Source organism: Janthinobacterium sp. P210005, from assembly GCF_036231865.1.
Classification (GTDB): Bacteria; Pseudomonadota; Gammaproteobacteria; order Burkholderiales; family Burkholderiaceae_D; genus Janthinobacterium; species Janthinobacterium kumbetense.
Genome location: NZ_JAZARC010000001.1, coordinates 1,236,633 through 1,251,439, shown reverse-complemented (window position 1 = coordinate 1,251,439; position 14,807 = coordinate 1,236,633). Strand labels below are relative to the sequence as shown.

Genomic DNA, 14,807 nt, shown 5'->3' with positions numbered 1-14,807 from the left:
TCATGAATTAAAATTGGCTGGATGCATTAACTGCGCGACAAGATCGGGCAGGCACTTACACTGGATAGGTCGCATGGGTTTATTCGCAAGAGCAAGGAAGTATGAGGGTTGGCTGGCCACGGCGTTTGGCCGGGAAGGCGTCAGCGCTGTCGTTGTCGAACGTCCCGCCGACGGCATGCCGCGCGTGCTGGGCGCCAGTTACCAGGCGGCCGCGCGGCCGGCGCCGGCCGAGGTGCTGGAAAAACTGGGCAAGGACGTGCAGGCGGCAGCGCGCCACTGCACCACCGTGCTGGCCGGCGGCGAGTACCAGTTGCTGTCGCTGGAAGCGCCGTCCGTGCCGCGCGAGGAACTGAAGACGGCCGTGGGCTGGCGCCTGAAGGACATGCTGGACTTTCCCTTGGCCGAAGCCACCATCGACGTGTTCGACATCCCCGGCGACCCGAACGGCACCCAGCGCGGCAGCAGCGTGTTTGCCGTCGCCGCGCGCAACAGCGCCGTATCGCGGCGCCAGGCGCTGTACGCCGAATGCAAGATCGGCCTGTCCGTGATCGATATCCCCGAGATGGCGCAGCGCAATATCGCTACCTTGCTGGAAACGCCGGGACGCGGCATCGCCGTGCTGTATTTCGATGGCGACGGCGGCTTGCTGACCATGAGTTTCAGTGGCGAGCTGTACCAGGCGCGCCGCATCGACGTGACCCTGACGCAATTGCAGTCGCCCGACGCCAGCCAGTATTACGACCGCGTCACGCTGGAACTGCAGCGCTCGTTCGACCACTTCGACCGCCAGTTTCATTTCATTTCGCTGGCCCGCTTGATGCTGATGACGGGCGCGGCCGACGGCTTGCACGCCTATCTGGCCGACAATCTCTACATGCCGGTCGAGCAGCTGGACCTGGCCACGGTGCTGGACTTGTCGCAGGCCGCCGAATTGCGCGACCCCGCCATGCAGGCGCGCTACTTCCTGGCCATCGGCGCCGGCTTGCGCGAGGTTGGCTTGCATCCGGGCAAGCATGAAGGGAAGGGCGCATGAGCCAGCAGATCAATCTGTTCAATCCCCAGTTTGAACTGCAAAAACACCATATGTCGGCGCGCACGGCCGGCCTGGCCTTGGGCGGCCTGGCGCTGGCCCTGCTGGCCGTGGGCGTGTTGGCCCAGCAAGCCTTGACCGGCCTAGAACGGCGCGAAGCGGGCGTCAAGGCGGCGCTGGCGCAAGGCGAGGCGAAGCGCGACCAGGCTTTGCGCGATTTTCCTCCACGCAAGAAAGATCCGGCCCTGGCGCAGGAACTGGCGGCCGTCGAGGCGCAGCGCCAGTTGCTGCAGGATGCGTCGAACGTGCTGGACAGCGGCAAGCTGGGCAATACCCTCGGCTATGCCGGCTATTTCCGCGCGCTGGCGCAGGCCAGGGTCGAGGGTGTATGGCTGACGGGCGTGGATATCGCTGGCGCCGGCAATGACTTCGGTTTGCAGGGCCGCGCCTTGCACGCGTCGCTGTTGCCCGCGTACATCACGCGCCTGGGCCAGCAGGAGGTACTGCGAGGCAAGACCTTCGCCAGCCTCGACATTAACCAGTCCGGGCAGCCGGCCGTGGCCGAGGGCAAGGCGCCTGGCCTGCCGTATGTCGCGTTCAGCCTGCAGTCGGCCGACCGCGCCGCCGGCCCGGCCGGGCCTGCCACGCCGCCGAAACCTGTTACGGAAGGAACACGCTGATGCTGCCCTTGCTGAAGAAATGGGCCGCCGCCTTCGACGCCCTCAGCCTGCGCGAGCGGCTGATGGTGTTCGGCGCCGGTGCGGCCGCCGTCCTGTTCGTGTTCTATTTCATGAGCTTCAATCCCCTGCTGGCGAAACGCGCGGCGCTGGAGGCGAGCATTGCGCAAAAACAAAGCCTCCTGAGCGCCACCGACAAGGAAGTCGAGCTGACCATGCTGGCCCATGCCACCGATCCCGACCAGGAAGCGCGCACGCGCCTGGCGGCCTTGCAGGCGGAAACGGCGTCCCTGGCGCAGGCGCTGCGCGAGAAGCAGCATGGCCTGGTGGCGCCGGAGCGCATGGTCACCTTGCTCGAACACTTGCTGCGCCGGCACGCGGGACTGCGCGTGGTGTCGCTGAAAACCTTGCCGGCCAGCGCCGTGGGCGCGCGCCAGGCCGACAGCGCGAACGGCGATGCGGCGGCCAGGGCGCCGGCTCCCCTGCTGCACCAGCATGGCGTGGAAGTGGTGCTGCAAGGCAGTTATGCCGACATGGTGCAATACATGCAGGCGCTGCAAGCGATGCCGACGCGCGTCTTCTGGGGCGCCGCCCACCTCGACGCCGCCAGTTACCCGGGCGCCACCCTGACCCTGACCTTACATACCCTCAGCATGGACGATACATGGATCGCACTCTGACCCTGGGTTCCGCGCTGCTGGCGCCCTTCCTGATCCTGAGCCTGGCATCGCCGGGCGCGCAGGCACAGGCGCTCGACGATCCGACGCGCCCGCCCGCGGCCCTGTGGGCGCCCGCCGACGCCGCGCCCGTCGTCGCGGCCCGGCCGCAGCTGCAATCGGTGCTCGTTTCCACCCAGCCGGGCGGACGCCGCCTGGCCGTCATCGATGGCCAGACGGTCAAGGTGGGCGGCAAGGTGGGCGACGCCGTGGTGGTGGAAATCCGCGACACGGCCGTATTGTTGCGGCGTGGCAAATCACTGGAAACCTTCAAGCTGTATCCCAGCAGCAAGACCAATAACAAGGCCGATCGTAAGACCGATAGCAAGACCGACCGCAAGCAGGAGTAGAAGAAGTGGCCAAGCAACTCAATCAACACAAGGCGAGCATGTTCAAGATCAGTACGATGGCGGCTGTCATCAGCGTCAGCCTGGGCCTGGGCGGCTGCAACGTCGCGCCCGTCAAGCGCGACACCTATAATGCGATCACCGATGCCGTCAAGGGTGCGGCAGCCACCACGGCGCCAGCGGCCCAGCCGGACGCCGTGGAAGCGGCGCTGCTGCCGCCCGTGGCGGCCCTGGCCCAGCAATTGCCGAAGGCCCGCGCCGCGCTCGACGAGCGCTTCAACGTGGCGTTCAACAATGTGCCGGCACGCCAGTTCTTCACTTCCATCGTGGCCGGCACGCGCTACAACATGCTGGTCCATCCCGACATCGGCGGCACGATTTCCGCCAATTTGAAGGACGTGACCCTGTTCCAGGCGCTCGACGCCGTGCGCGAACTGTATGGCTACGATTACAAGGTCGAGGGCACGCAGATCTACATCAAACCCCTGACCATGCAGACGCGTTTGTTCCATGTCAATTACCTGACGGGCGCGCGCCGCGGCAGTTCCAACCTGCGCGTGTCGTCGACGTCGGTGGGGTCGGTCGGTTCGACCAATTCCGGCGGCTCGGGCAACAGCGGGAATGGCGGCAATAACAATCAGGGCAACAACAACGAGCAGAGCCAGCAAACGAATGGCGGCCAGGGCGGCCGTACCCTGGACAGCAGCAACCTGACCACCTCGTCGACGGCCGATTTCTGGCCGGAACTGAAGGCGGCGCTGGAAGCCATCGTCGGCAGCAGCGACGGCGGCCGGCAAGTGGTGCTGAGCCCGCAATCGGGCGTGATCGTCATCCGCGCCATGCCGGAAGAGTTGCGCAATGTCGACATGTATTTGAAGGCCACGCAATTGTCCGTCGACCGCCAGGTGATCCTGGAAGCGAAAATCCTCGAAGTCGAACTCAACGACAACACGCAGACGGGCATCAACTGGGCCTCGTTCGCCTCGATCAAGAGCGGCCACACGAACCGCATCTCGACGGGCTTCATCCAGCCGGGCGGCACCCTGGCGCCGCTGCCCTTCAATGGCGGCCAGCCGCCCAACATGACGAATGGCAGCGGCTTGACGGCCAGCAGCGGCTTCGGCCTCAGCTCGGCGGCGAACTCGGCCGGTTCCATGTTCGGCCTGGCCTTCCAGACGGCCAATTTCGCGGCCATGATTTCCTTCCTGGAATCGCAAGGCTCCGTGCACGTGCTGTCGAGCCCGCGCATCGCCACCATGAACAACCAGAAGGCCGTGCTGAAGATCGGCACGGACGAGTTTTACGTGACGGGCGTGTCGACCACGACGAATACGACGGCCAGCGGCGCGACGACCAGCCCCAACGTGACCTTGCAGCCGTTCTTTTCCGGCGTGGTGCTGGACGTGACGCCGCAGATCGATGCGGATGGCAACATCATCCTGCACGTGCACCCGTCCGTCAGCCAGGTGTCGACCATCAGCAAGGAAATCGACCTGGGCAGCGCCGGGTCCCTGAAACTGCCGCTGGCCGCCTCCAGCACGTCGGAGATGGACAGCATGGTGCGCAGCCAGGATGGCCGTATCGTCGCCATCGGCGGCCTGATGCGCCAGGCCACGACGTCGGACCGCTCGCAGGTGCCGGGCGCGGGCGATATCCCCGTGCTGGGCGCGCTGTTCCGTAACACGGGGCAGGTGATCCAGAAGCGCGAACTGGTGGTGCTGATCAAGCCGACCATCGTCGACGGCGCCAATAGCTGGAACGAGGACTTGCTCGATTCGGGCAAGCGCATCGAGGCGCTCGACCCGCGCCGTCCGTCGGAGCGGCGCTAAATGTACCAGGCCCATTTCGGCTTGCGCGAGGCGCCGTTCGGCCTCACGCCCGATACCAGTTTCTTCTTCAACGGCCCGCAGTCGCAAAAGGCGCTCAACACCTTGCTGGTGGCGGCGCGCAATGGCGAGGGCTTCATCAAGATCACTGGCGAAGTGGGCACCGGCAAGACTTTTCTTTGCCGCAAGTTCATGCAGTCCTTGGGGCCGGACTTCGTCACGGCCTACATCCCGAATCCGAACTTGTCGCCCCGTTCGCTGATCCTGGCGCTGGCCGAAGACCTCGATGTCTTGCTGGAAAAGGATATTGAGCAGCATCAGTTGCTGCGCGTACTCAACTTGCGCCTGCTCAACCTGGCGGCGCAAGGCAAGCGCGTGCTGCTGTGCCTGGACGAAGCGCAGGCGATTCCCGTCGACAGCCTGGAAGCGCTGCGCCTGCTGACGAATCTGGAAACGGAAAAGCGCAAGCTGCTGCAGATCGTGCTGTTCGGCCAGCCGGAACTGGACGTCAAGCTGGCCTTGCCGGAAATCCGCCAGCTGGCGCAGCGCATCACCTTTCACTATCACCTGGGGCCCTTGTCGCGCGACGACGTGGATTTTTACGTGGCGCACCGCCTGCGCGTGGCCGGTTTCGATGGCGCGCGTCTGTTCAGCCGTGGCGGCGTGGCCAAGCTGTACCAGGCGTCCGGCGGCATCCCGCGCCTGATCAATATCATGGCGCACAAGGCGCTGATGGTGGCGTATGGCGAAGGGCGGCAGCAGGTGAGCGGGCGCCACGTGGCGCTGGCCGCCAGCGACACCCTGGCCAGCAAGCCGCACCGCTTTTGGCGCAGGCCGTGGCCATGGCTGGCAGGCGCCGGCGTGCTGGCCGCCGCCTGCGGCGCGAGCTGGACTTTATTGAACCGATGACGAAGATGAGCCTGTAGATGAGCCTGATTAACAAGATGTTGCAAGACCTCGATGCCCGCGGCACCCCCGATGGACGCGGCGACGCGGCCGGTATCCGCTCCGTGCCCGAACGCGAGCGGGGCGTCTCGCGCGCGCTGGTCTTCGGCGGCGCCGCGGGCTTGACGGCCGCCGCCATCGCCCTGGGCTGGGTCTACCTGAAGCGCCCGGCCGTGCCGCCCGTGCTGGTCAGCGTGGCCGGTACGCCGGTTCCAGTATCGGCACCGGCGCCTGCCGTCGTTGTATCCGCACCCGCACCCGCGCCCGTACCTGCTGTGGCGGCGGAACCCGAACCCGTATTTCAGGCCGAGGAAGCCACACCCGCGCCGGCCAAGCTGCGTGCCGCCGACATGCGCCGCATCACGCAACAAGCCGCCAAGCCTGCCGCTGCGCCCGTGGTGAAGACGGCTGCGTCCGCTGTGAGTGAACGTATCATTGACGGAAAACAAGTCACGCCGCAGCAGCGCGTGGAGAATGAATACCGGCGCGCGCTGGCCCAGTTGCAGGATGGCCGCGTCTCCGACGCCATGCTGGCCTTGCAGCAGACCCTGCAGCTGGATCCGCGCCACCAGGGCGCGCGCGAAACGCTGGTGCGGCTGCTGCTGGAAGCGCAGCGTCCCGACGAGGCGGCGCGCCAGTTACAGCTGAGTTTGGCGCTGGACCCGAAACAGCCGGCGCAGGCGATGATGCTGGCCCGTTTGCAGCTGGACAAGGCCAATGGCGGCGCGGCGGCCCTCGATACCCTCATGCGCAGCTTGCCGTACGCCGCCGACAACGGCGAATACCACGCCTTCCTGGCCGGCGTGCTGCAGCGCGAGCAGCGCTACCGCGAAGCGGCCGAACACTATCAGCTGGCCCTGCAGGCGGCGCCCGACAACAGCGTCTGGTGGATGGGCCTCGGCATCGCCTTGCAAGCCGACAACCACCCGGCCCAGGCGCGCCAGGCGTTCGAGCGCGCCAAGGGCTTGCAAACCCTGTCGCCCCAGCTGCAGGCGTTTGTCGAGCGCAAGCTGGTGCAGCTGACGGCGGCTGCGGCGAAGTAACTATTACCTCAATGAAAGAAACAGCTTGAAGCCTCTGCATCTGCTCATCGTTCTTTGCTGCCTGGCCGGCAGCGCCCAAGCCGCCCCCGCCAGCGCGCCCGCCAGCTACGTTCTTGAGAATACGGAAGTGCGCGATATCCGTGCGCAAGCTCTGAAGCGCGATTACCAGCTGTATGTCGCCTTGCCCGATTCCTATCGGCAGGGCAATAAGCGCTATCCGGTGCTGTTCGTCGTCGACGCCAATTATGCGTTTCCCGTCGTGCGCAATATCGCGCAGCGCCTGAACAAGCATGCGGGGATGGAAGAAGTCATCGTGGTCGGCTTGTCGTACGCCAACGGCGATGGCGGGGTGTACAGCCGGCGCCGCGACTACACGCCCACCACGCCGCGCAAGCACGATTACCGCTCGGACATGCCGGGACGGCAACCCGCGTTCGGCGAAGCGAAGGCGTATGGCCAGTTCATCTCGGGCGAGGTGTTTCCCTTTATTGCGCAGCACTATCGCGCGAACATGCAGCGCAAGGTGTTTATCGGCCATTCCTACGGCAGCTTGCTGGGCCTGCAATTCCTGCTGACGGAACCGCGCACCTTCGAGCACTACATCCTCGGCAGCCCGTCGCTGTGGTACGACGCCGGCGTCATGTTCGACCGCGAACAGGCGTATGCCGCCAGCCACAAGGATTTGCCGGCGTCCGTGTTCTTCGGCATCGGCGGCCTGGAAAAGTTGGCAGCGGGCAAGAAGCGTTCGCGTTCGGAAGAGGACGCCGACATGGTGGCCGACTTGCGCGAATTCGATGGGAAGTTGACATCGCGCAAGTTCCCCGGCCTGAAGACGCGCTTGCGCGTCTTCGCGGATGAAGATCACGCGAGCGTGTTTCCTTTTGTGCTCACGCATGGCTTGCGGGCGTACTTGACGTCCGCAAAATGAAGGGCGCTTACGGGCGCATCAATGTCGGCAGGATCAGCTTGGTCAGCAATTTTTCGCTGATGCCATGGGCGTCGCGCACCTGGAAGTTGGTCGTGGTGATGACGACCACGGCATCGAGTTCCGGCAGGACGAGCACTTTATTGCCGCCGGAACCCGCCATGCCATAGCTTTGCACCGTACGGCCATTGGCCGTGAACGGTTGCAGCCACCACAGATAACCGTAGTCCATGCCTTCGCGCGCGTTGGCGTGGGGCGCGATCGAGCGCTTGACCCATTCGGCCGGCATCACCTGCTTGCCATGCCAGCGCCCGCCGTCGAGGTAGAGCTGGCCAAGCTTCATCAGATCCACGCTGCGCAGCTGCAAGCCGCCGCCCGTCATGGCGCTGCCCTTGGGCTGGAATTGCCATTTCACCTTGTCGATGCCAAGCGGCTTGAACAGATTGGCAGCGGCGAAGTCCGGCACGCCCTGGCCACTCACCTTTTCAAGCAGCGGTCCCAGCAGGGTTACGCCGGCCGTGCAATAGCTCCAGGCGCGGCCATACGGCGATTGCTCGGGGCGGGGCTGCCATTCGGGAAAGCCGCGGATCGGCAGGTCCGCCACGAAGCGGCTCCAGTCTTCCACCAGATACATGCGTTCTTCATTGCCGCGCGAATGCTGGTTGTCGTCGTCGCACTCGAGCAGTGAGCTCATGGTCAGGAAATCCTCGACCGTGATCTTGTCCTTGCGCGGGTCGGCATGGGCCAGCGGGCGCAGTTCCGGAAAGTAGGGCAGGACGGGGGTGTCGGTGCGCAAGAGCTTGCGCTCGATGGCCAGGCCGACCAGCATGCCGGCCACCGTCTTGCCCACCGAGCGCGTGTTGCGCAGGCTTTCGGCGCCATCCTTGTCGAAGTAGTGTTCGTAAAGCAGCTTGCCATGCTGCGCCACCACGACGCTGGTGATCTGCTTGAAGTCGCCCGCTTCGATGGCGGTGGTGACGCCGTCCAGTTCGCCTGCGTGGACGCTGCTGCCGAAGGCGAGAAGAAGGGGTAGGTATCGCAACATGGTGTACTCCTGAGTTGGAAAATTGCAGTCTAGTCTTGTAAATTGGGCATTGTCTTGGACGTTTGAAACATTTGGCGGCGATAGTTGCTGGGCGTCATGCCGTAGCGGGCCTGGAAGGCGCGCGTCATGTGGCTCTGGTCGGCAAAGCCCACGCTCAGCGCCACGTCGGCCATGCTCAGTTCCGGGCGGCGCAGCAAGCCGCTGGCCTGGTCGACGCGGCGCCAGCGCAGCAGGTCGCCCGGCGAGCAGCCCCAGGCCTGGCGGAACACGCGGGCCAGGTGCACGGGATGCACATCCAGGGCGGCGGCCACGTCGGCGATGCGCAGATGCGTGTCATTGGCCAGGTCCATCACGGCTTCATACGCCTGGTGGGCCCAGCCGGGCAGGGCGGGGCGCGCCTGCCGGGGCGCCTTGTGCAGGCTGGCCAGCATTTCCCACGCGCCCGCTTCGAGCAAGGCGCCGTCGCCGCCGCGGCCCACTTCGCGCGCGAGCCGGAACGCGGCCGCCGCGCTGGCCGTATCGCGCAACACGGTGGCGCACTCCTGGGCCGCATGCAATTCCTCGGCGTCCGACAGCAGGGCAGGGTCGAGCGATACCGTCATGAAACTGCCCTTGCCATCGACGAAGCGGTCGCGGTGCGTCGTGCCGGCAGGATTGAAAACGAGGGTGGGCGAAGGCGCGCGCGGCGGGGCGTGCAGGGCGCTGGAAATATACGTGCCGGACAGAACGAAGACGAAGTGGGCATCGTCATGCCGGTGCGTTTCGACTTCATCTTCGCCACGCGTGGCCTTCAGGCGGCGGATGTCGAAAATGCTGCCGCGCGCGCCGTGATGCACGTCGCCATAGAATTGTCCGGACTTGAACTGGAGTGGAGTGGTCATATCGACATGGTATGTGCGGCCGCCCTGACGGGCGAGCGCGGGACGACGAATGGCGCCAGGCGCAGGATGAACGGTCGATTCGGGGGAATGCACGGGATGTGGGACGGCGGCTCCGGCCGGTTTTGCGTGGCCGCTGGCAGGCGTGCAGGGGTGCCGGGGCGGGTATGTGTAAAATTTGCGCAGCGTCCAGATGTCGCCATCGATACTGGATCGCGCCAGGGGCGAGCCGCTGGAATGCCGGGCGCCGCCCGCCTGGCAGTGCCAGCGTCGTCATGAACTCTCCGGCCGCCGGAAGCGGTCATCGATAAGGTCAGGTGCAATGCGTACATTGAATGAATTACTGGATAGTGAAGACCCGGCGTTTCCGCTGATCCGGCAATGGGCCAGCGAGGCTGACATCCCGGTGGAATTGCTGCCGCCCTCGGCCGGCAGGGAAGATGTGCTGCTGAGCTTGCAGGTCACCACGCGCTCTCCCCTTGGCGCGATCGCCTATGAAACGGGCGGCATCCTGGTGGATGACGGCTGGCTGCGGATATTGGGCTCGGGACATGGCAAACTGGAGCGGAACATTGCTACGTGGAACGAAGGAAAGGCCGAGGGCTTTCTGTTGGTGGCCGACGACGTGCTCGGCGGCTTTTTTGCCATCAACGGCGGCGCACTCGGGGCCGACCAGGGCAAGATGTATTACCTGGCGCCCGAGACGCTGGCATGGGAAGCGCTGGAGATCGGCTACACGGCGTTCGTCGAGTGGGCTTTTACTCGCCAGTTGCGGCAGTTTTATGGCCGGCAGCCCGGCGATGCGCAGGAGTTTGACGAATTGCCCGAATTGCCCTTGTCCGGCGACCTCTGCCTGAATTTTTATCCATTCCTGTGGACGCAAGAAGGTTCCCTCAAGACCAGTTCGCGGCGCGCCATTCCCGTGGAAGAGCAGTGGGCGCTCAACCTTGATCTGCAACAAAAGTTGCTCGATGCTCCTGCGGGCGCGAACTGAGGCATGGCTTGCGGGCGTCTTTGACGGCATCGCCCTGCGCATCCCGGGCCGGCGAAATGTCATTTCAACCCCCGATTCAAGCGCTTTGTCGCAATGGCAGGCGCGAGAAAAGGGGGAGGGGATAGCATACGATGGGCTTTCTCGCGATGCGCCGCCCGCCAGCGAGTGTCCGATACTGCCGCGGCAGGCATCGGACGCTTCTCAATGACCTCGATCAGGATGAATACGCATGAAATTGACCCTTCCACATGTCCTTGCCACTTGTCTGCTGGGCGCCTTGGGCGTTATCGGCAGCGCGCACGCGGCTCCCGCCGATGTCGAACTGGTCGCCTTGGTGCAGCGCCATGCGCAGGCGCAGAGCAACTTTGATCAAGTGGCCTTGAACGCCATCACGGCGGAGAATTATGTGGAAATATCGCCGGTCGGCGAGGTGGACGGGCGTGCAAAAATGCTCGCCTTCTATGCGCCGGAGCAGAAGCGGCCGAGTCCCCAGCTGCAGGTCGATGAACCGGTGGTGCGCCTGTTTGGCGATACGGCGCTCATCTCGGCGCGGCTGTCCTACCGTCTCAACCAGGATGGGGTCGCCCGCAATTTCGCCCTGCGCGCCGGCTATGTCGCTCGGCTTGTCGACAAGCAATGGCTGCTGGTCAGCGCACAGTACACGGGCATCCGCCCGCCGAAACCGTGAAGTGAGCCGTGCCTGGTGCCCGGCCAGCCTACAGCCGCGCCTCGTCGCCCCACACGTGCCGCATGCTGAAATGCATGCCGGCATCGTCTTCGTGCAGCGACGAGACGATGGCGAACTGGCTGTCGCCCGTGTCGCGCGGCGTCATCTGCGATAGCTCGGCGGCGGCCAGCGGCGCGCCCAACGGGTCGCTGAGCGGATGCACGTGGCCGGCGCCCCGTTGCGTCACCACTCCCAGTTCGCCGCTGCGCAGGCGTACCAGGGTGCCGGGCGGATACTTGCCCAGCAGATTGACGAACTGCTCGCCCAGCAGCGGGTCGATGGGCACGCCCTGGTCGAGGAAGATGTGCTGCAGCGCCTGGTCGGGGACGATGGAGCGGCGGTAGTTGCGCGCCGAGACGCGGGCGCAATAGCGGTCGGCCAGGCCGATCAGCTTGGCATTTTGCAGGATTTCATCGGCCGTGCGCCCCTGCGGGTAGCCGCTGCCGTCGTCGTTTTCATGGTGCAGCAGCACGCAGCTCAGCCATTCCTCGTCATCGACGCCGGCGCAGCGCAGCAATTCCGTGCTTTCCTGCGGATGCTGGCGCACGATGCGCATTTCATCGTCGTTCAGGGGGCCGCGCCGGTCCTGGAAGCTGTCGTGGTGGCGCAGCATGCCCACGTTCATCGTCAGCGCGGCCGCGCCGATCAGCAGCAGTTCATCGTGCGACTTGTGCATGCCGCGGCCCACCAGCATGGCCAGCAAGGCTGTTTCGATGCAGTGGCGCACGGCGTAGCTGCCGGCGATCTGGTTGAGCAGGATGCTGGCCAGGGCGATATCGGCATCGTGTTCGAGCGCGCGCAGCAATTCGCGGGCGATGTCGCGCACGTCGCGCTCGGCATTGCTTTCGCTGCGCAAGTCCAGCAGCAGCCGTTCCAGGCGCTGCGCCGCCTCATTGAGCAAGCGCAAGACGGATGGCTGGTCCGGCGCGCCCACGTACAGGCCCAGCTGCAGCAAACGGCCCAGCTGCGTGCCATCCGTGATGATTTGCCCCTTGCGCAGTTGCGGGCCGGCACTATGGTCAGCCAAAAACAGATCCCAGGGCAGGGGTTCGCCGGGAACCAGGTCGGCCGGGCCGATGCGACGCTGTACCATCTGTCATCCTTTGCCCCGCCGCAGCGAAGCCATGTTCAGTGCTCGGTTATATGCTGCGCAGGCGCTCCAGCGCCAGGCGCAAGGTCTCGTCTTTCTTGGCAAAGCAGAAGCGCACGATGCCCGACTCCTTGCCCTGCACGTAAAACGCGGAGACGGGAATGGCCGCCACCTTGATTTCCGTCGTCAGCCATTCGGCGAACTGCGCTTCGGTCTCTTGCGAAATGGCATCGTAGCGCACGCACTGGAAATACGTGCCGTCGGCCGGCAGCAGGGTAAAGCGGCTGCCCGCCAGGCCGTCGCGGAACAGGTCGCGCTTGCGCTGGTAAAACGCGGGCAAGTCCAGGTAGGGCTGCGGGTCTGCCATGTAGCCGGCGATGCCGTGCTGCATCGGCGTGTTGACGGTAAACACGTTGTACTGGTGCACCTTGCGAAATTCCGCCGTCAGGGCTGCTGGCGCCGCCACGTAGCCGACTTTCCAGCCCGTCACGTGATACGTCTTGCCGAAGCTGGAGACGATGAAGCTGCGCGCCGCCAGTTCCGGGTTGCGCGAAAGCGACGCGTGCGGCACGCCGTCGTACACCATGTGCTCGTACACTTCGTCGGACAGGATCAATATTTGCGTGCCGCGCACGATGTCGGCCAGCGCGGCGATATCGGCCGGGCGCAAGATCGTGCCCGTCGGGTTGTGCGGCGTGTTGATGATGATCAAACGCGTCTTGCTGCTGACGGCGGCGGCCAGCTGGTCCCACGGCACGCTGTAGCCTTGTTCACCTACTTGCATGGACACCAGCACGGGCACGCCGCCGGCCAGCGCGATGGCGGGTAAATAACTGTCGTAGGCCGGTTCGATGACGATGACTTCGTCGCCCGGGTGCACGCAGCACAGGATGGCCGTGGTGAGCGCCTGCGTGGCGCCGGCCGTGACGGTGATTTCCGTGCCGGCATCATAGCCGTGGCCGTACAAGCTGGCGATTTTCGCGGCGATGGCCTCGCGCAGGGGCGCGGCGCCCGTCATCATCGGATACTGGTTGTGGCCGGCGCGCATGGCATCGCTGACCAGGTCGACCAGGGCCGGGTCGCAATCGAAGTCGGGAAAGCCCTGTCCCAGGTTGACGGCGCCATGCTGGGCCGCCAGGCTGGACATGCGGGTAAACACGGTGGTGCCCACGAGAGGCAAGCGGGTGGTCAGGGTGGGAGTCGTGCAGGGCAGGGACGGGCTGTTCATGAGCGGTAGGGGCGCGGTGCGGAAAGTGGAATCGTTTCCCATTCTAGCGCAGCGCGTGGCGTTCCGTGCAGCCCTCGATGGCTCAGCCTGGCAAGGCCCAGCCTTCCGGCACCATGATCTTGAACATGCCGGCCTTGGCCGTCTTGCGGGCCAGTTTCAGCAGGGCCTTGTCCTTGGTGATGAGGATGTCGGCGTTGGCGTCGCGCGCCAGTTCGAGGAATTTCTGGTCATCCTTGTCCGTGCAGACGGGCAGGCGCACGCCGGAGACGGGCGGCGCCACCACGCTGATATGCGCGTCGAAGCGGACGGCGGCGACGGCGCGGCTGGCTTCGTCGAGCGGCAAATGTTTGTAATGCAACACGACCAGATATTCCGCACGGCAATCTTCGCGCGTGATGGCGTGCACGGCGCCGCTTTCCATGGCCGCCAGCAGGGGCGCCCAGCGCGGGTCGTTGAAGACGAACAGGTCGAGGCAAACGTTGGTGTCGAGGACGAGTTTTTGTGGAGCAGGTATCATGTCGGCAATTCTATTCTGTAGTGATAATTTATGTTGATCGTGCTTTCGCCCGCCAAGAGTCTCGACCTGGAGACGCCGCCAACAACCTCGTTGCACAGCACCCCCGATTTTCTCGACCATTCCGCCCAGCTGATCGACCGCATGCGCCAGTTTTCGCCCGCCGAAGTGGGCAGCCTGATGGGCATTTCCGATGCCTTGTCGGCCCTCAACGTGGCCCGCTACGCTTCCTGGACGCCCAAGCTGGCGGAAGCGCGCCAGGCCATCATGGCCTTCAATGGCGACGTGTATGCCGGTTTCGAGGCGCGCAGCCTGCAGCCGGCCCAACTCGACTATGCCCAGTCGCGCGTGCGCATCCTGTCGGGCCTGTACGGCTTGCTGCGCCCGCTGGACCTGATCCACCCGCACCGCCTAGAAATGGGCACGCGGCTGTCGACCACGCGCGGCAAGGATTTGTACGCATTCTGGGGCGACACCATCACCAACGGCTTGAACCGCACGGCAAAAGAGCAGGGCGCCAAGGTGCTGGTCAATCTTGCTTCCGAGGAATATTTTAAATCCGTCAAGCCGCGCCAGCTGGACGTGCCCGTCATCGCGCCCGTGTTCGAGGACTGGAAGAACGGCAAATATAAAATCATCTCGTTCTACGCCAAGCGCGCGCGCGGCATGCTGGCCCGCTATGCGGCTGTCAATGCCATCCGCGACCCGCAGCAGCTGAAAGAGTTCGACGTCGACGGCTACGGTTTCGTGCCGGAAGCCTCGAACGATACCAGCTGGGTGTTTCGTCGCAAAGTGGGTGTATAAGTAAAAAAACCGGGCTAG

At 64.9% G+C, this 14,807-nt stretch carries 16 protein-coding genes; 11 read left to right on the top strand and 5 right to left on the bottom strand.

The features are described from left to right. Window positions 1-73 precede the first annotated feature (73 nt). The 8 genes from VPH40_RS05470 to VPH40_RS05435 are packed head-to-tail and all read left to right on the top strand — an operon-like array spanning window position 74 to window position 7,512. Window positions 74-1,033 (top strand): agglutinin biogenesis protein MshI, encoded by a 960-nt coding sequence (locus VPH40_RS05470; RefSeq protein WP_328572918.1) that lies wholly within the window; start codon window positions 74-76, stop codon window positions 1,031-1,033. Then, a complete protein-coding gene (locus tag VPH40_RS05465) occupies window positions 1,030-1,710 on the top strand; it encodes an MSHA biogenesis protein MshA (protein ID WP_328572917.1) in 681 nt (226 codons plus the stop codon). The genes VPH40_RS05470 and VPH40_RS05465 overlap by 4 nt, the downstream gene beginning before the upstream one ends. Next, the gene (gene gspM / locus VPH40_RS05460) at window positions 1,710-2,387 is read left to right on the top strand and encodes a type II secretion system protein GspM (protein ID WP_099667527.1); all 678 of its coding nucleotides are present in this window, start codon (window positions 1,710-1,712) and stop codon (window positions 2,385-2,387) included. Before VPH40_RS05465 ends, gspM begins: the two co-directional genes overlap by 1 nt. Beyond that, on the top strand, window positions 2,372-2,773 hold the full coding sequence (locus VPH40_RS05455; RefSeq protein WP_257218982.1) for an MSHA biogenesis protein MshK: 402 nt from the start codon (window positions 2,372-2,374) through the stop codon (window positions 2,771-2,773). Before gspM ends, VPH40_RS05455 begins: the two co-directional genes overlap by 16 nt. Before the next feature lie 38 nt (window positions 2,774-2,811). Continuing rightward, window positions 2,812-4,599, top strand: a complete 1,788-nt coding sequence (gene mshL / locus VPH40_RS05450; RefSeq protein WP_328572916.1) for a pilus (MSHA type) biogenesis protein MshL — start codon at window positions 2,812-2,814, stop codon at window positions 4,597-4,599. Beyond that, window positions 4,600-5,505: an ExeA family protein gene (locus VPH40_RS05445; RefSeq protein WP_328572915.1), complete on the top strand. Its 906-nt coding sequence runs from the start codon at window positions 4,600-4,602 to the stop codon at window positions 5,503-5,505. It begins immediately after the preceding gene. Between the two features lie 17 nt (window positions 5,506-5,522). Then, window positions 5,523-6,584, top strand: a complete 1,062-nt coding sequence (locus VPH40_RS05440) for a tetratricopeptide repeat protein (RefSeq protein ID WP_328572914.1) — start codon at window positions 5,523-5,525, stop codon at window positions 6,582-6,584. A gap of 25 nt (window positions 6,585-6,609) precedes the next feature. Beyond that, window positions 6,610-7,512 carry an alpha/beta hydrolase gene (locus VPH40_RS05435; protein WP_328572913.1) on the top strand — a complete coding sequence of 301 codons (903 nt, stop codon included), beginning with the start codon at window positions 6,610-6,612 and terminating at the stop codon, window positions 7,510-7,512. Window positions 7,513-7,519: 7 nt separating this feature from the next. On the opposite strand, the gene VPH40_RS05430 is transcribed toward VPH40_RS05435, so the two are convergent. Next, a complete protein-coding gene (locus VPH40_RS05430; protein WP_328572912.1) occupies window positions 7,520-8,554 on the bottom strand; it encodes a serine hydrolase domain-containing protein in 1,035 nt (344 codons plus the stop codon). 29 nt (window positions 8,555-8,583) lie between these two features. Beyond that, entirely contained in the window at window positions 8,584-9,435 is an 852-nt protein-coding gene (locus VPH40_RS05425) for a helix-turn-helix transcriptional regulator (RefSeq protein ID WP_328572911.1), read from the bottom strand. A 319-nt stretch (window positions 9,436-9,754) separates the two neighbouring features. Between VPH40_RS05425 and VPH40_RS05420 the strand changes: the two genes are divergently transcribed. Both VPH40_RS05420 and VPH40_RS05415 read left to right on the top strand, forming a co-directional pair. Continuing rightward, window positions 9,755-10,426 (top strand): DUF2625 family protein, encoded by a 672-nt coding sequence (locus VPH40_RS05420; RefSeq protein WP_328572910.1) that lies wholly within the window; start codon window positions 9,755-9,757, stop codon window positions 10,424-10,426. Between the two features lie 229 nt (window positions 10,427-10,655). Continuing rightward, entirely contained in the window at window positions 10,656-11,114 is a 459-nt protein-coding gene (locus tag VPH40_RS05415; RefSeq protein WP_328572909.1) for a nuclear transport factor 2 family protein, read from the top strand. A 28-nt stretch (window positions 11,115-11,142) separates the two neighbouring features. On the opposite strand, the gene VPH40_RS05410 is transcribed toward VPH40_RS05415, so the two are convergent. The 3 genes from VPH40_RS05410 to VPH40_RS05400 all read right to left on the bottom strand — a co-directional run bounded on the left by VPH40_RS05410 (window position 11,143) and on the right by VPH40_RS05400 (window position 13,988). Next, a complete protein-coding gene (locus VPH40_RS05410) occupies window positions 11,143-12,246 on the bottom strand; it encodes an HD-GYP domain-containing protein (protein WP_099667534.1) in 1,104 nt (367 codons plus the stop codon). A 46-nt stretch (window positions 12,247-12,292) separates the two neighbouring features. Then, the gene (locus tag VPH40_RS05405) at window positions 12,293-13,471 is read right to left on the bottom strand and encodes a pyridoxal phosphate-dependent aminotransferase (protein WP_328572908.1); all 1,179 of its coding nucleotides are present in this window, start codon (window positions 13,469-13,471) and stop codon (window positions 12,293-12,295) included. Between the two features lie 82 nt (window positions 13,472-13,553). Next, window positions 13,554-13,988 (bottom strand): putative toxin-antitoxin system toxin component, PIN family, encoded by a 435-nt coding sequence (locus VPH40_RS05400; protein WP_328572907.1) that lies wholly within the window; start codon window positions 13,986-13,988, stop codon window positions 13,554-13,556. 30 nt (window positions 13,989-14,018) lie between these two features. Between VPH40_RS05400 and yaaA the strand changes: the two genes are divergently transcribed. After that, on the top strand, window positions 14,019-14,789 hold the full coding sequence (yaaA, locus tag VPH40_RS05395) for a peroxide stress protein YaaA (RefSeq protein ID WP_328572906.1): 771 nt from the start codon (window positions 14,019-14,021) through the stop codon (window positions 14,787-14,789). The last annotated feature ends 18 nt before the right edge of the window (window positions 14,790-14,807 follow it).

What these genes read in the sequence shown, in the direction of transcription:
- VPH40_RS05470 (WP_328572918.1), top strand. Translation starts at nt 74, where the DNA reads ATGGGTTTATTCGCAAGAGCAAGGAAGTATGAGGGTTGGCTGGCCACG.
- VPH40_RS05465 (WP_328572917.1), top strand. Translation starts at nt 1,030, where the DNA reads ATGAGCCAGCAGATCAATCTGTTCAATCCCCAGTTTGAACTGCAAAAA.
- gspM (WP_099667527.1), top strand. Translation starts at nt 1,710, where the DNA reads ATGCTGCCCTTGCTGAAGAAATGGGCCGCCGCCTTCGACGCCCTCAGC.
- VPH40_RS05455 (WP_257218982.1), top strand. Translation starts at nt 2,372, where the DNA reads ATGGATCGCACTCTGACCCTGGGTTCCGCGCTGCTGGCGCCCTTCCTG.
- mshL (WP_328572916.1), top strand. Translation starts at nt 2,812, where the DNA reads ATGTTCAAGATCAGTACGATGGCGGCTGTCATCAGCGTCAGCCTGGGC.
- VPH40_RS05445 (WP_328572915.1), top strand. Translation starts at nt 4,600, where the DNA reads ATGTACCAGGCCCATTTCGGCTTGCGCGAGGCGCCGTTCGGCCTCACG.
- VPH40_RS05440 (WP_328572914.1), top strand. Translation starts at nt 5,523, where the DNA reads ATGAGCCTGATTAACAAGATGTTGCAAGACCTCGATGCCCGCGGCACC.
- VPH40_RS05430 (WP_328572912.1), bottom strand. Translation starts at nt 8,554, where the DNA reads ATGTTGCGATACCTACCCCTTCTTCTCGCCTTCGGCAGCAGCGTCCAC.
- VPH40_RS05425 (WP_328572911.1), bottom strand. Translation starts at nt 9,435, where the DNA reads ATGACCACTCCACTCCAGTTCAAGTCCGGACAATTCTATGGCGACGTG.
- VPH40_RS05420 (WP_328572910.1), top strand. Translation starts at nt 9,755, where the DNA reads ATGCGTACATTGAATGAATTACTGGATAGTGAAGACCCGGCGTTTCCG.
- VPH40_RS05415 (WP_328572909.1), top strand. Translation starts at nt 10,656, where the DNA reads ATGAAATTGACCCTTCCACATGTCCTTGCCACTTGTCTGCTGGGCGCC.
- VPH40_RS05410 (WP_099667534.1), bottom strand. Translation starts at nt 12,246, where the DNA reads ATGGTACAGCGTCGCATCGGCCCGGCCGACCTGGTTCCCGGCGAACCC.
- VPH40_RS05405 (WP_328572908.1), bottom strand. Translation starts at nt 13,471, where the DNA reads ATGAACAGCCCGTCCCTGCCCTGCACGACTCCCACCCTGACCACCCGC.
- VPH40_RS05400 (WP_328572907.1), bottom strand. Translation starts at nt 13,988, where the DNA reads ATGATACCTGCTCCACAAAAACTCGTCCTCGACACCAACGTTTGCCTC.
- yaaA (WP_328572906.1), top strand. Translation starts at nt 14,019, where the DNA reads ATGTTGATCGTGCTTTCGCCCGCCAAGAGTCTCGACCTGGAGACGCCG.